The organism is Streptomyces sp. GL_148 (assembly GCF_057834205.1).
This window is the reverse complement of record NZ_CM174396.1, coordinates 2,120,699-2,133,482: the sequence shown is the minus strand read 5'-3', so window position 1 is coordinate 2,133,482 and position 12,784 is coordinate 2,120,699. Positions and strand designations below refer to the sequence as shown.

14 protein-coding genes are annotated in these 12,784 nt (G+C 72.1%); 9 read left to right on the top strand and 5 right to left on the bottom strand.

The genetic code is table 11. The features are described from left to right. Positions 1 to 7 precede the first annotated feature (7 nt). From AC3IYI_RS09770 to AC3IYI_RS09755, 4 genes are read right to left on the bottom strand one after another with little or no spacing between them, the layout of a single operon-like run. Positions 8 to 1,114, bottom strand: a complete 1,107-nt coding sequence (locus AC3IYI_RS09770) for an NAD(P)H-dependent flavin oxidoreductase (protein ID WP_489409803.1) — start codon at positions 1,112 to 1,114, stop codon at positions 8 to 10. 4 nt (positions 1,115 to 1,118) lie between these two features. Further along, positions 1,119 to 1,871 (bottom strand): CoA-transferase subunit beta, encoded by a 753-nt coding sequence (locus tag AC3IYI_RS09765; RefSeq protein ID WP_489409802.1) that lies wholly within the window; start codon positions 1,869 to 1,871, stop codon positions 1,119 to 1,121. Continuing rightward, positions 1,868 to 2,719 carry a CoA transferase subunit A gene (locus tag AC3IYI_RS09760; RefSeq protein ID WP_489409801.1) on the bottom strand — a complete coding sequence of 284 codons (852 nt, stop codon included), beginning with the start codon at positions 2,717 to 2,719 and terminating at the stop codon, positions 1,868 to 1,870. Before AC3IYI_RS09760 ends, AC3IYI_RS09765 begins: the two co-directional genes overlap by 4 nt. Continuing rightward, positions 2,716 to 3,495 carry an enoyl-CoA hydratase family protein gene (locus AC3IYI_RS09755; RefSeq protein WP_489409800.1) on the bottom strand — a complete coding sequence of 260 codons (780 nt, stop codon included), beginning with the start codon at positions 3,493 to 3,495 and terminating at the stop codon, positions 2,716 to 2,718. Before AC3IYI_RS09755 ends, AC3IYI_RS09760 begins: the two co-directional genes overlap by 4 nt. Before the next feature lie 56 nt (positions 3,496 to 3,551). Here AC3IYI_RS09755 and AC3IYI_RS09750 point away from each other — a divergent pair, with 56 nt between their 5' ends. From AC3IYI_RS09750 to AC3IYI_RS09710, 9 genes are all read left to right on the top strand, one after another. Then, positions 3,552 to 4,325: an SDR family oxidoreductase gene (locus AC3IYI_RS09750; protein WP_489409799.1), complete on the top strand. Its 774-nt coding sequence runs from the start codon at positions 3,552 to 3,554 to the stop codon at positions 4,323 to 4,325. Position 4,326: 1 nt separating this feature from the next. Then, on the top strand, positions 4,327 to 5,235 hold the full coding sequence (locus tag AC3IYI_RS09745; RefSeq protein ID WP_489409798.1) for an SDR family oxidoreductase: 909 nt from the start codon (positions 4,327 to 4,329) through the stop codon (positions 5,233 to 5,235). Between the two features lie 252 nt (positions 5,236 to 5,487). Next, positions 5,488 to 6,114: a hypothetical protein gene (locus AC3IYI_RS09740; RefSeq protein WP_489409797.1), complete on the top strand. Its 627-nt coding sequence runs from the start codon at positions 5,488 to 5,490 to the stop codon at positions 6,112 to 6,114. Between the two features lie 183 nt (positions 6,115 to 6,297). Next, complete coding sequence (locus AC3IYI_RS09735) at positions 6,298 to 7,080, top strand: 2-keto-4-pentenoate hydratase (protein ID WP_489409796.1); 783 nt, start codon at positions 6,298 to 6,300, stop codon at positions 7,078 to 7,080. A 4-nt stretch (positions 7,081 to 7,084) separates the two neighbouring features. Continuing rightward, the gene (locus AC3IYI_RS09730; RefSeq protein ID WP_489411486.1) at positions 7,085 to 8,032 is read left to right on the top strand and encodes an acetaldehyde dehydrogenase (acetylating); all 948 of its coding nucleotides are present in this window, start codon (positions 7,085 to 7,087) and stop codon (positions 8,030 to 8,032) included. Continuing rightward, on the top strand, positions 8,029 to 9,084 hold the full coding sequence (gene dmpG / locus AC3IYI_RS09725) for a 4-hydroxy-2-oxovalerate aldolase (RefSeq protein WP_489409795.1): 1,056 nt from the start codon (positions 8,029 to 8,031) through the stop codon (positions 9,082 to 9,084). The genes AC3IYI_RS09730 and dmpG overlap by 4 nt, the downstream gene beginning before the upstream one ends. Before the next feature lie 51 nt (positions 9,085 to 9,135). Further along, the gene (locus AC3IYI_RS09720; protein ID WP_489409794.1) at positions 9,136 to 10,275 is read left to right on the top strand and encodes a 3-ketosteroid-9-alpha-monooxygenase, oxygenase component; all 1,140 of its coding nucleotides are present in this window, start codon (positions 9,136 to 9,138) and stop codon (positions 10,273 to 10,275) included. Then, positions 10,275 to 10,505, top strand: coding sequence for a ferredoxin (locus AC3IYI_RS09715; protein ID WP_489409793.1), 231 nt, complete (start codon positions 10,275 to 10,277; stop codon positions 10,503 to 10,505). Before AC3IYI_RS09720 ends, AC3IYI_RS09715 begins: the two co-directional genes overlap by 1 nt. Beyond that, on the top strand, positions 10,498 to 11,598 hold the full coding sequence (locus AC3IYI_RS09710) for a 2Fe-2S iron-sulfur cluster-binding protein (protein ID WP_489409792.1): 1,101 nt from the start codon (positions 10,498 to 10,500) through the stop codon (positions 11,596 to 11,598). Before AC3IYI_RS09715 ends, AC3IYI_RS09710 begins: the two co-directional genes overlap by 8 nt. A 98-nt stretch (positions 11,599 to 11,696) precedes the next feature. Here the strand turns inward: AC3IYI_RS09710 and AC3IYI_RS09705 are convergent, their stop codons facing one another. Continuing rightward, positions 11,697 to 12,578, bottom strand: coding sequence for an IclR family transcriptional regulator (locus AC3IYI_RS09705; protein ID WP_489409791.1), 882 nt, complete (start codon positions 12,576 to 12,578; stop codon positions 11,697 to 11,699). Positions 12,579 to 12,784 lie beyond the last annotated feature (206 nt).

Here is a 12,784-nt window from a genome sequence, read left to right as displayed (position 1 = left end):
AGGGGAATCACCCTGGTGGTGGCAGGGTGCCGAGCGGGTGCGGTGGGAGGGGGAGATGCTGTGGGGGAGTGAGGCCGTGCAGCCGGTCCAGCACCGCGTGTGCCTCGGCCATGACACGGGTGACGAGCTCCGCACAGGACGGAAGGTCCTCGATCACGCCCGCGACCTGGCCCGATGCCATGACGCCGAGGTCCGTACGGCCCTCGACCATGGACGCCTTGAGGAGCATGGGGGTGTTCGCGGCGAGCAGCACCTGGCTCCAGGACAGGTCCTTGCCGTGTTTCATCGCGAGGCCGTCCCGGACCATCTCCGTCCAGGTCAGACCCGAAAGCTTCTTGAAGCCGGCCGCGTGCCGCACCGCCTTGGCCAGCGCCTTCGTCCGCCCGGCCCGCTCCAGGGCAGAGACCAGCTCGCTGCGCAGCATCCGGTGCGGGAGCCCGTCCACGGCCGTGGTGACCGTGACGTCCTTCACCGTCGCCTTCAGGTACTCGGCCTTCACCGCGTCCGGGACCGTCGAGTCGGAGGTCAGCAGGAACCGGGTGCCCATGGCGATGCCCGCAGCCCCGTAGGCGAGGGCCGCCACCAGACCGCGGCCGTCGCTGAACCCGCCCGCCGCGATCACCGGGATGTCCACCGCGTCGACCACCTGCGGCAGCAGCACGGTCGTGGCCACGTCACCGGTGTGCCCGCCGCCCTCGCCGCCCTGCACGATCACCGCGTCGGCGCCCCACGCCGCGACCTTCTCGGCGTGCCGGCGAGCCCCGATCGAGGGGATCACGACCACGCCCGCGTCCTTGAGCCGCGCGATCAGCTCCTTGGACGGGGCCAGCGCGAAGGAGGCCACCCGGACGCCCTCGTCGATGATCAGCTGCGCCCGCTCGGCCGCGTCCCCGGCGTCCGCGCGCAGATTGACCCCGAAGGGGGCATCCGTGCGGGACTTGACCTCGTGGACCGCCGCCCGCAGCTGCTCCATCGTCATGGTCGCCGAGGCCAGGATGCCCAGCGCGCCCGCGTTGGCCGCCCCCGACACCAGGCGCGGACCGGCCACCCAGCCCATGCCCGTCTGCACGATCGGATGCTCGACCCCGACCAGCTTGGTGAATGCCGTCTCCATCGGCTCAGACCCGCACTTCCCGGTCGCGCAGCCCCTTGGGGTCGATGACCTCGCGGATCAGCCGCAGCTCCTCCGCCGTCGGCTCCCGCGTGTACGGGACCTCCTCGGGCAGGTCCAGCTCGAAGCCGGTCGCCGCCCGGACCTGCTCCACCGTGACCCCCGGGTGCAGCGAGACCAGGCGCATGGCGTGGGCGGGGCCGCTGAAGTCGAAGACGCCGAGATCGCTGACCACGCGGGGGAGCCGGTGGAACCGGGTCACCCCGGCCGCCTCCGCACGGTCGTAGCCCACGCCGCTCACCATGTCGACGCGCTCGACGAACACCCGGGTGGAGTGCTTGGGGATCCAGTAGCTCACCGGATTGTTCAGGGTGTTCACCGGGGCGCCGCGCACCCCGAGGAGCTGGCGGACCGGCTGCTCCCAGTCCCCGATGCAGGAGATGTTCTGGTTGCCGAACCGGTCGATCTGGCTGGCGCCCATCATCACGTGCCGGCGGCCCCCGGTGACCATCGTCAGGTGCCGGCGGTACGGGAGCCAGCCCTCGGCCGAGCCGTCGAGCCCGACCAGCATGGCTTCGCCGTCGGTCAGCAGCAGGTCGGGCGAGAAGGTCCGCTTCGCCAGCCGGGCCCCGAAGGAGGGCACCAGGCCCATCGGGCTGGCCAGCACCTCGCCGTTGTCCCGCCAGGCCTCGGCGCAGGCGATCACGCAGTACTCGGCGCGGGTGACCGCGGCCGTGGTCGTCGTGGAGGGCGTGCTCATTTCTGCTCCTCGTGCCAGGCCTGGACGGCCGACTGGTAGGCGTGCTCGCTGCCGCCCGAGAGGAAGCGCTCGGCGAACTCGGGCCAGGGGGTGGTCGCGTACAGCTTCTGGAAGGCCTCGTCGCGGTCGTAGTCCGGGGCGCAGGAGGTGAAGTGCGCGCCGTTCGGGGTCTCCACGACCCCGGTGACCGAGTGCCGGCTGACGAGCAGGGACTGCGGCGGCCCGGACTTGGCGAGCTCCGCGGTCTCCACGAGCTGCTCGCAGGAGACGTAGGCGGCGTCGGCGGCCTCGCAGAAGAGGTCGTCGAAATACGGGTCGGGGCCCAGGTACTGGGCGTTGCCGAGCCGGTCGGCCCGGCCCAGGTGGACCAGCGCGGCGTCCATGCGCAGCGCGGGGACCGCGACGAACTCCTCGCCGTCGGCGTACGGGGAGGTGACCGTGCGCAGCTCGGGGTTGACGCGCATGACGTCGGAGCCGAGGCCGGCGCGGACGGGCAGGAAGGGCATCCGGTTGGCGGCTGCCTGCAGTCCCCACATGAACATGGCCTCGTCGAGCTCGGTGAGCGCGAAGGCGCGGCTCTCGCGGGCGGCCCGGTAGTGCGGCTCCAGCGGGATGGAGTCGAGGGTGACGAAGGGGGTGACCAGCTTGCGGATCCGGCCGGCAGCGGCGAGCAGGCCGACGTCGGGGCCGCCGTACGAGATCACGGTGAGATCGGTGATCTCGGAGCGGAGCAGTGCGCGCACCAGGGCCATGGGCTTGCGGCGCGAACCCCAGCCGCCGATGCCGATGGTCATCCCGCTGCTCAGCCGGCCGACCGCCTCTTCGGGGGTCATGCTCTTGTCGGTCATGCCGATTCCGCCTTTGCTCCGCTGGTTGTGCCGGTCCCGTTGCCGCCGAAGGTGTCGCGGACCCGGTCGGCCACGCCGCTGAGGTTGGCCTCGAAGGTGAAGCCCTGCTCGAAGCGGTAGCTGCGGCGCACGTCCACGGGGTCGATTCCGTTGATGGCCGCTTTGGCGAGCCGGATGAGGTAGCCGTCCTTCTTCGCGATCTCGGCGGCCAGCTCCAGGGCGGCCGCCCGCAGTTCGCCCCGCGGGACCACCTTCCACACCGAGCCGTGCGCGTGCAGTTCGGCGGCGGTGGCGGTGCGCGAGGTGTAGTACAGGGTCCGCATGAGGTGTTGCGGGACGAGCCGGGCCAGGTGGGTGGCGGCCCCGAGGGCGCCCCGGTCCAGCTCCGGCAGTCCGAAGGTCGCGTCTTCGGAGGCGACGATGGCGTCGGCGTTGCCGACCAGGCCGATCCCGCCGCCGAGGCAGAAGCCGTTCACGGCCGCCACGACCGGGACCTCGCACTCGTAGACGGCGGCGAAGGCCTCGTAGCAGCCTCGGTTGGCGCCGATGAGCGAGGCGTGGCCGGTGTCGCGCTGCATCTCCTTGATGTCGACGCCGGCGTTGAAGCCGCGGCCCTCGGCGGCCAGGACCACGCACCGGACCTCCGGGTCGCGGCCGGCCGCGCGCAGGGCGTCGGCCAGGTCGTACCAGCCCTGCACGGGTAGTGCGTTGACCGGCGGGTAGTCGACTGTGACGAGTGCGATGCCCTTGTCGGGGCTTGAGGTGGAGACACCCATGAGCGGATCAGCTACCTTTCCACCAAACATTTGTTAGGTGAGGAAGGTAGCAGTCGATGGAGCTCAACGGGAGGGTTGTCGTCGTCACCGGCGGAACCCGGGGCGTCGGCGCCGGGATCGCGCGGTCGTTCCTCGCGGCGGGGGCCGAAGTCGTCGTCTGCGCACGCCGGCCACCGGAGGAACCGGTCGCGGCGGCGGGCCGCACTGCGGGCTTCACCGCCCTGGACCTGCGCGATCCGGCCGCCGTACAGGAGTTCTTCGCATCGGTCGCCGCACGCCACGGGCGCCTCGACGCTCTGGTGAACAACGCCGGCGGGACCCCGTACCGGCTGCTGGGGGAAGGCGAGGCCGAGCGCCACGCGCGCGTCGTCGAGCTCAACCTGATCGCCCCGATGACCGCCTCGGTCGCCGCGTACCCCTGGCTCCGGGAGACCCGGGGCTCGATCGTGATGATCGGCAGCGTCAGCGGGACCCGGCCCTCGCCGGGCACCGCGGCCTACGGGGCGGCGAAGGCGGGCCTGGAGAACCTGGCCCGTTCCATGGCCGTGGAATGGGCCCCCGAGGTACGGGTCAACTCGCTGGTCCTGGGCATGGTGCGGACCGAGCTGTCGCACCTGCACTACGGCGACGAGAGCGGGATCGCGGCGGTCGGCGCGACCGTACCGCTGGGACGGCTGGCGGAGCCCTCGGACGTGGGCGAGGCGGCCGTCTTCCTGGCCTCCGACCGGGCCGGGTACGTGAGCGGGGCGAGCCTGCTCGTGCACGGGGGCGGCGAGCGGCCGGCGTTTTTGGATGCGGCAACTGCGAACAAGTCGAACAAGGAGAGCTGACATGGGACTTGCCGAAGGCCGTGTGGTCATCGTGACGGGCGCCGGGCGGGGGCTGGGCCGGGCCCACGCGCTGGCCTTCGCCGAGGAAGGGGCGCGGGTCGTCGTGAACGACCTCGGCGTCGGCCTCGACGGGCTGCCGGGGCCGGAAAGCCCGGCGGCTCAGGTCGTCGCCGAGATCCGGGCAATGGGCGGGGAGGCCGTCGCGCACGGCGGTGACATCGCGACGACGGAGGGCGCGGCGTCACTGGTCGAGACGGCCGTCTCGGCCTTCGGGCGGCTGGACACCCTCGTCAACAACGCGGGGTTCCTGCGCGACCGGATGCTCGTGAACCTGGACGAGGACGACTGGGACGCCGTGATACGGGTCCACCTGAAGGGGCACTTCCTGCCGCTGAAGCACGCTGCGGCCTACTGGCGGGCCGAGGCGAAGGAGGGCCGGCAGGTCGCCGCCCGGGTCGTCAACACCTCCTCGGGGGCGGGGCTGCTCGGGTCCGTGGGCCAGGGCAACTACAGCGCGGCCAAGGCCGGGATCCTGGGGCTGACCCTGGTGTCGGCGGCGGAGATGGGCCGCTACGGGGTCCAGGTCAACGCGATCGCCCCCGCGGCGCGGACCCGGATGACGGAGCAGACCTTCGCCGACACCATGGCCGCCCCGGAAGCCGGGGCCTTCGACGCGATGGCCCCGGAGAACGTGTCCCCGCTGGTGGTGTGGCTCGGCTCCGACGCCTCGGCCGGAGTCACGGGCCGCGTCTTCGAGACGGAGGGCGGCCGCATCACGGTCATGGAGGGCTGGCGGCCCGGCCCCACGGCCGACTGCGCAGCACGGTGGACTCCGTCGGACGCGGGGGAGGCTACGACGAAGCTCCTGGCCCAGTCGGAGCCGCCGCAGCCGGTGTACGGGGCGCGGTAGCGCGCGGGGCGGGGTCGGTCCCTGATCACCGCGCTCGGGGAAGCCGCCGCGGGGACGATCTGGTACCCCCCAGTGATGCGCCGCGGAAGTTCCGCTTTGACGCCCCGCCGCGCGGGCATGGTCCTCAGGACCTACGGAAAGATCAGCCGCGCGGGGTAGGGGCCCCATCCTCACGGCGGACGTTCGCTGCGGCGGGTCCGGGGAATCTGGGTGTGCCCAGGTTTCCCCGCCCGCGCCCGCACGGAGACGACCATGACCCTCCTGACCGCCCGGACCCCCGCCCCTGCCCCCGCCCCCTGGACCGTCCGGGCGGCTCATGCCGTGCCGTTATGCGTGCTGCCGTCCGCGCTGTGGCGGATCCCCCTGGTTCTGGGGTGGTTCCCGGCCCTGTACTCGAACAACACCCTGGAGCCGTGGGAGCACCCATACATCCTCTCCCTCACCGTGGTCTCGGAGTGCCTCGCGCTGCTCACGCTCGGCCTGGTCCGGCCCTGGGGCGAGGTGGTGCCGCGCTGGGTTCCGGTCGCCGGCGCAAAGCCCGTCCCGGTTCTCGCGGCCGTGATCCCCGCCGCGTTCGGCGCCTGCGCGGTCACCGCTCTCAATCTCTACGCCTGGCTCAACCAGATCTTCCACTTCGTACCCCCGCTGGAAGAGCCGAACACGACGGAGCCCGCGACCACCCTGCAAACGGCGTGGCTGCTCGTCTGCTACGTCCCGCTCATCGCCTGGGGGCCGCTGCTCGCGGTGGTGACCCTCGCCTACTACCGCCGCCGCACCGGCGGCAGCGCCCCGGCGGGGCGGCTCGCCGAAGAGGCCGACGGCGCTGCGCACGCCCTCGGGAGAGGTCGCCGGCGCGCTGACCGGGAGGACCTCGACTGATCGCCCCACCACCTTCGCAGCCCTTGTCGGAGCACGGTGGGCGCCGGCAGTACACGCGGGCCGGGACCCGGAAAGGTCCCGGCCCGCACCCATTCCCGCTCAGCGGGAACACGGCCTCCCATCCGCGCCCGGCTCCCGCCTACCGTCTGCCGCACCACACACCACCGCAGCCGGGAGGACCCCATGCTGAACGACCGGCGCCGGCGCGAAGCCGCCGAAGTGCTGCGCGCGGCGGAACTGCGGCGGGCCCCCGTACGGCCGCTGACCGAGCTCTGCGAGGGCATCGACGTACGGGACGCGTACGAGATCCAGCTCCTCAACATCCGCCACCGCCTCGCGGCCGGCGACCGCGTCACCGGGCACAAGGTCGGGCTGTCGTCCCCCGTCATGCAGGCCATGATGGGCGTCGGCGAACCCGACTACGGGCACCTGCTGCACTCCATGGAGCTGCGCGAGGACACCCCGGTCCCCGCAGCCGCGTACTGCGCGCCGCGCATCGAGGTCGAGGTCGGCTTCGTGCTCGGCGATGACCTCCCCGGAGAGGGCTGCACCGTCGCCGACGTACTGGCCGCCACCGAGCGGGTCGTCCCGGCCCTGGAGCTCATCGACAGCCGGATAGCCGACTGGCGGATCACCATCGCCGACACCATCGCCGACAACGCCTCCTCCGCCGGATACGTCATCGGCGAGGGCCGGTGCCCCCGCGAGCTGGACCTGAAGGCCGTCGACGCCACCCTGACCAGCGGATCCGACACTCTGGCGAGCGGCCGCAGCGACGCCGTGCTCGGCGATCCGGCCGCCTCCGTCGCCTGGCTGGCCCGCACCGTCGCCCGCTTCGGGGTCCAGCTCCGCAAGGGGCACCTGATCCTGCCCGGGTCCTGCACCCGCGCCGTGGACGTGGCCGCCGGGCGGACGTACACCGCCGACTTCACCGGGCTCGGCCCGGTGTCCCTCTCCTTCTCCTGAGGTGATCACGATCAGTATCGAGTCGAAGTCGAAGTCGACGTCGAAGGCGAAGCCCAAGACGAAAAAAGCGACCGCTGCCATCGTCGGCTCCGGGAACATCGGGACCGACCTGCTCTACAAGCTCCTGCGCTCCCCGCACATAGAACCCCGCTGGATGATCGGCGTGGACCCCGCCAGCGAGGGCCTCGCCCGCGCCCGCCGCGCCGGAGTCGAAGCCTCCCACGCGGGCGTGGACTGGCTGCTGGCCCAGGACGAGCTGCCGGACCTGGTCTTCGAGGCCACCTCCGCCTACGTGCACCGCGCCAACGCCCCGCGCTACGCCGAACTCGGCATCAAGGCCGTCGACCTGACCCCCGCCGCCGTCGGCCCCGCCGTCGTCCCGCCCGCGAACCTGACCGCCCACCTCGACCGGGCCAACGTCAACATGATCACCTGCGGCGGCCAGGCCACCATCCCCATGGTGTACGCCGTCTCCCGCGTGGTCCCCGTCGCCTACGCGGAGATCGTCGCCTCGGTCGCCTCCGCCTCGGCCGGCCCCGGCACCCGCGCCAACATCGACGAGTTCACCCGTACCACCGCCCGTGGCATCGAGGAGATCGGCGGCGCCGCCCGCGGCAAGGCCATCATCATCCTCAACCCCGCCGATCCATCGGTGATCATGCGCGACACCGTCTTCTGCGCGATCCCGGCCGACGCCGACCGCGAGGCCATCACCGCCTCCGTCAAGCAGGTCGCCGAGGACGTGGCCTCGTACGTACCCGGCTACCGGCTGCGCACCGAGCCGCAGTTCGACGACCCCTCCCCGCTCAACGGGGGCATGGCCCGGGTCGCGATCTTCCTGGAGGTGGAGGGCGCCGGCGACTACCTGCCGCCCTACGCCGGAAACCTCGACATCATGACCGCCGCCGCCACCAAGGTCGGCGAGGAGTTCGCGAAGGGACTGCAGAAATGACGGACCACTCGAGCCACTCGAGCCACCCGAGCTACTCCGACACCCTCGACATCCGGATCACCGACTCCTCCCTGCGCGACGGCTCGCACGCCAAGCGCCACCAGTTCACGGGCGAGGACGTACGGTCGATCGTCTCCGCGCTCGACGGCGCGGGAGTCCCCGTCATCGAGGTCACGCACGGCGACGGACTCGGCGGGTCCTCCTTCAACTACGGCTTCTCCAAGACCCCCGAGCAGGAGCTCATCAAGATCGCCGCCGATACGGCGCGCCACGCGAAGATCGCCTTCCTGATGCTTCCGGGCCTCGGCGTGAAGGACGACATCCGCGCCGCCCACGGCAACGGCGGACAGATCTGCCGGATCGCCACCCACTGCACCGAGGCGGACATCTCCGTCCAGCACTTCGGGCTCGCCCGCGAGATGGGCCTGGAGACCGTCGGCTTCCTGATGATGGCCCACTCCACCACCCCCGAGAACCTGGCCCGCCAAGCCCGGATCATGGCCGACGCCGGCTGCCAGTGCGTGTACGTCGTCGACTCCGCGGGCGCCATGGTCATGGACGAGGTCACCGACCGGGTCGCCGCGCTCGTCGCCGAGCTGGGCTCCGATGCCCAGGTCGGCTTCCACGGACACGAGAACCTCGGCCTGGGCGTGGGCAATTCGGTCGCCGCCGTCCGCGCGGGCGCCCTCCAGATCGACGGTTCCACCCGGCGCCTCGGCGCGGGCGCCGGGAACACGCCCGTCGAGGCCTTCGCCGCCGTCTGTCAGAAGATGGGCATCCGTACCGGCATCGACGTCCTGAAGATCATCGACGCGGCCGAGGACGTGGTGCGCCCCGTCATGGAAGACGAGTGCACCCTCGACCGCATGGCCCTGCTCATGGGACACGCCGGCGTCTACTCCAGCTTCCTCAAGCACGCCTACCGGCAGGCCGAGCGCTACGGGGTCTCCGGCGCGCAGATCCTCCTGCGCGCGGGCGAACGCCGCCTCGTCGGCGGCCAGGAGGACCAGCTCATCGACATCGCGATCGAGCTCGCCGGCGAAGCCCGCTAGTCACTCCCCATCCCAGCGCAGCACACCCACAACGAAGTGGAGGGCCACCCCGTGACCGCAATCGAAGAAGAAGCCCGTGTCATCGAAGCCGCCGCCGTGCCCGCGAGGTTCGCCCGCGGCTGGCACTGCCTGGGACTCGCCGCCCCGTTCCGGGACGGAACCCCGCACGAGATCGCGGCCTTCGGTACGAAACTCGTCGTCTTCCAGGGGGCCGACAACGGAGAGCTGAGCGTCCTGAACGCCTACTGCCCCCACATGGGCGGCAACCTCGCCCACGGCACCGTCAAGGGCGACACCGTCGCCTGCCCCTTCCACGACTGGCGCTGGTCCGCAGACGGCCGCTGCGCCGCCATCCCCTACGCCCGCCGCGTCCCGCCGCGCGCCAGGACCCGCGCCTGGACCACCCTGGAGCGCAATGGCCAGCTCTACGTCTGGCACGACCCGGAGGGCAACCCGCCGCCGCCCGAGGTCACGATCCCCGTCATCGAGGGCGTCGGCGACCCCGAGTGGAGCGACTGGAGCTGGAACTTCCTGCGCGTCGAGAACTCCAACTGCCGCGAGATCGTCGACAACGTCGTCGACATGGCGCACTTCTACTACGTGCACTACGCCTTCCCGCACTACTTCAAGAACGTCTTCGACGGCCACGTCGCCACCCAGTACATGGAGTCCACCCCGCGCGGCGACGTGGACCTCGGCACCCTCTCCACCGGCGGCGGCCTGCGCTCGGACGCCTCGTACTACGGCCCCTCGTACATGATCGACAAGCTGTGGAGCGACATCGGCGGCGGCGTCGAACTGGAATCGGTCCTCATCAACTGCCATTACCCGATCGACGAGAACAGCTTCATGCTCATGTACGGGACCATCGTCAAGAAGCTCCCCGGCATGAGCGACGAACAGGCCGCCGAAGCGGCCCGCCTCACCTCCGAGGGCCTCGCCGTCGGCTTCGAGCAGGACGTAGAGATCTGGAAGAACAAGACCCGCATCGACAACCCCCTCCTCACCGAGGAGGACGGCCCCGTCTACCAGCTCCGCCGCTGGTACGAGCAGTTCTACGTGGACGCCGCCGACGTCAAGGACGAGATGGTCCACCGCTTCGAGTTCGAGATCGACACCGCCCGCGCCACCGCCGCCTGGAAGGCAGAGGTCGCCGAGAACCTCGCCCGCCGCGCGGCCGGGACCCCGTGATGACCCCCGTGGTGTGCGGGGAGTGCGGCACGCAGGTGCTGTGCGAGAAGTTCAGCCCCGCCCACACCCAGGTCCAGTGGACCGAGGAGGCGGCCGCGGCCTGCCCGCGCATCGCCGCCGAGACCGGGGCGGCCCGCCCCAGCGCCCGCGTCCGCTCCTGCGAGGCCCTGCGCGCGGGCATCGAGGCCGCCGTCCTGGCGGGCCGCCTGGAGGTGCCGGCCGATGTCTGACACCGACAGCCGTACGAAGGACCGCGCCGCGGGGGTACGGAGCCCGGCCCCGGCTGCCGCCCGGGGCGGAGCCACCGGCAGGCTGCTGGTCCGCGTCACGGACCGGATCCAGGAGACCCCCGAGGCGGTCTCCCTCGTACTCGACGCGGAACTCCCGTACCGCCCCGGACAGTTCCTCACCCTCCGGCTTCCCCCATCGACCGGGGCCGGCGGCGCGGCCCGCTGCTACTCGCTGGCCGGCTCCCCGCACGCCGGGGACCCGCTGCGCATCACCGTCAAACGGGTCCCCGGCGGCGTCGCCTCCGGCTGGCTGTGCCAGGACGTGGCCATCGGCGACGAACTGGAGATCCTGCCCCCCGCGGGCACCTTCACCCCGCCCGACCTGGACCGGGACCTGCTGCTGGTGGCGGGCGGCAGCGGCATCACCCCGGTGCTCTCCGTCGCGAAGTCGGCGCTCGTGGCGGGCGGGGGCCACGTCGCCCTGGTGTACGCCAACCGCGACCCCGGCTCGGTGATCTTCCGCGACGAGCTGTGGGGGCTCGCCGAGGAACACCCCGGGCGGCTCACCGTCGTGCACTGGCTGGAGACCCTCCAGGGACTGCCGACCGCCCCGCAGCTGGCCCCGCTCGTGGCCCCGTACGCGGGCCGCGAGGCCTACCTGTGCGGGCCCGCTCCGCTGATGGACGCGGCGGAGGCGGCCGTCCGCTCCACGGGGGGACAGGGCCGGTCGATCCACCGGGAGCGGTACTTCTCGCTGAGCGGCGACGTCTTCGCCCGGACGGCCCCCGACCCGGCTCCCGCCGCGACCGGGGCGGGCGACGCCACCGCCGAAGTGGAGTTCGAGGGGGCCGTGCACACCGTGGACTGGCCCGCCGGAACCCCGCTGCTCGACGCCCTGCTCGCCTCAGGAGTCCCCGCCCCGTACTCCTGCCGCGAAGGCGCCTGCAGCGCCTGCTGCTGCCGGGTGGTGGAGGGCGAGGTCACGATGGTCCGCAACGAGGTCCTGGACCGCGAGGACGTGGCCGACGGCTACGTCCTGGCCTGCCAGGCCCTGCCGCTCGGCGACCGGATCCGCATCAGCTACGACGGCTGAACGAGGCCGCCGGGCCCGCCGTACGACTCCGGGCCCGGCCCCCTGGCGGGGGGTCGGGCCCGGACTCGTTCACTCGTGCGTTGGGGTACCACTACCCACTACATCCACTCGCTGAACCGCAGCCATCCCATCATGTTGTCCATCGCCTGCGCCGAGACCGCCGGCTCCAGGTCCCGCGCCGGCGCGGCCGCGGCCCGCCCCGGCCGGCCCGGCCCGTACAGCTCGCGCCACACCGATCGCGCGCAGGCCAGTACCGCCGGCGCGAGGCGGGCCGTCTCCCGGTCGCCCCGGCAGGAGGACACCGAGACCGCGGCCACGGCCCGCCCGGCGCCCCGCAGCGGAGCGGCCACGCAGCAGATGCCCCGGAAGCTCTCCTCCCGGTCGTACGCCAGCCCGCGCTCGCGGACCGCCGCGAGCTCCGAACGCAGAGCGAGCGGCCGGATCAGGGTGCGCGCGGTGCGCGGCCGCAGCCCCTGCGCGAGGACGTGTTCCACCGCGGCGGGATCACTGAACGCGAGGATCGCCTTGCCGGCGGCCGTGCAGTACGCCGGCATCCGGCCGCCGACCCGCGAGGGCACCGTGGTGGCCTCCGAACCGCCGATCCGCTCCAGGCACACCACCTCGGCCCCGTCGAGCACCGACAGGTGCACCACCCGGCCCGTCTGCTCGTGCAGCGCGTGCAGCAGCGGCAGCGCGGCCCGGCGCAGCCGGTTGTGGTGGGAGGCGAGCGCGCCCAGCTCCAGCATGCGCATGCCCATGCGATAGTCCCGGCCCTCGCGGTCCAGCCAGCGCAGCTGCACCAGCTGGTCGAGGATCCGGTGGGCGGAAGAACGTGGGATTCCGGAGCGGCGTACGACCTCGGTGAGCGACAGCCGCGGCTGTGGACCCTCGAAGGCGCCCAGCACTTTCGCGGCCTTCTCCAGCAGCGAAAGCGGTGCGAGCCCGGTCTCCGCGACCTGCTCCATGGCCTGGTCAAGCACGAGAAAACCCCCTGCGTGAGGCGTTGGGGCGACACTGCCACGCGCCCCCGGCCGGAGGGAAGCACCCGGAGGGGGCTATTTCGTTCAGTAATACTTCAAGTAGTCGTTTCGAGGAGTTCTGAAGAGTTTCCGAGGAGTTCCGAGGAGCTTCCCGCTCAGCGGGAACAGCTCGTTCCGCGCCCCGGACCACCCGGCGTACGTTCCTC

What these genes read in the sequence shown, in the direction of transcription:
- AC3IYI_RS09770 (WP_489409803.1), bottom strand. Translation starts at nt 1,114, where the DNA reads ATGGAGACGGCATTCACCAAGCTGGTCGGGGTCGAGCATCCGATCGTG.
- AC3IYI_RS09760 (WP_489409801.1), bottom strand. Translation starts at nt 2,719, where the DNA reads ATGACCGACAAGAGCATGACCCCCGAAGAGGCGGTCGGCCGGCTGAGC.
- AC3IYI_RS09740 (WP_489409797.1), top strand. Translation starts at nt 5,488, where the DNA reads ATGACCCTCCTGACCGCCCGGACCCCCGCCCCTGCCCCCGCCCCCTGG.
- AC3IYI_RS09735 (WP_489409796.1), top strand. Translation starts at nt 6,298, where the DNA reads ATGCTGAACGACCGGCGCCGGCGCGAAGCCGCCGAAGTGCTGCGCGCG.
- AC3IYI_RS09745 (WP_489409798.1), top strand. Translation starts at nt 4,327, where the DNA reads ATGGGACTTGCCGAAGGCCGTGTGGTCATCGTGACGGGCGCCGGGCGG.
- AC3IYI_RS09755 (WP_489409800.1), bottom strand. Translation starts at nt 3,495, where the DNA reads ATGGGTGTCTCCACCTCAAGCCCCGACAAGGGCATCGCACTCGTCACA.
- dmpG (WP_489409795.1), top strand. Translation starts at nt 8,029, where the DNA reads ATGACGGACCACTCGAGCCACTCGAGCCACCCGAGCTACTCCGACACC.
- AC3IYI_RS09750 (WP_489409799.1), top strand. Translation starts at nt 3,552, where the DNA reads ATGGAGCTCAACGGGAGGGTTGTCGTCGTCACCGGCGGAACCCGGGGC.
- AC3IYI_RS09715 (WP_489409793.1), top strand. Translation starts at nt 10,275, where the DNA reads ATGACCCCCGTGGTGTGCGGGGAGTGCGGCACGCAGGTGCTGTGCGAG.
- AC3IYI_RS09710 (WP_489409792.1), top strand. Translation starts at nt 10,498, where the DNA reads ATGTCTGACACCGACAGCCGTACGAAGGACCGCGCCGCGGGGGTACGG.
- AC3IYI_RS09765 (WP_489409802.1), bottom strand. Translation starts at nt 1,871, where the DNA reads ATGAGCACGCCCTCCACGACGACCACGGCCGCGGTCACCCGCGCCGAG.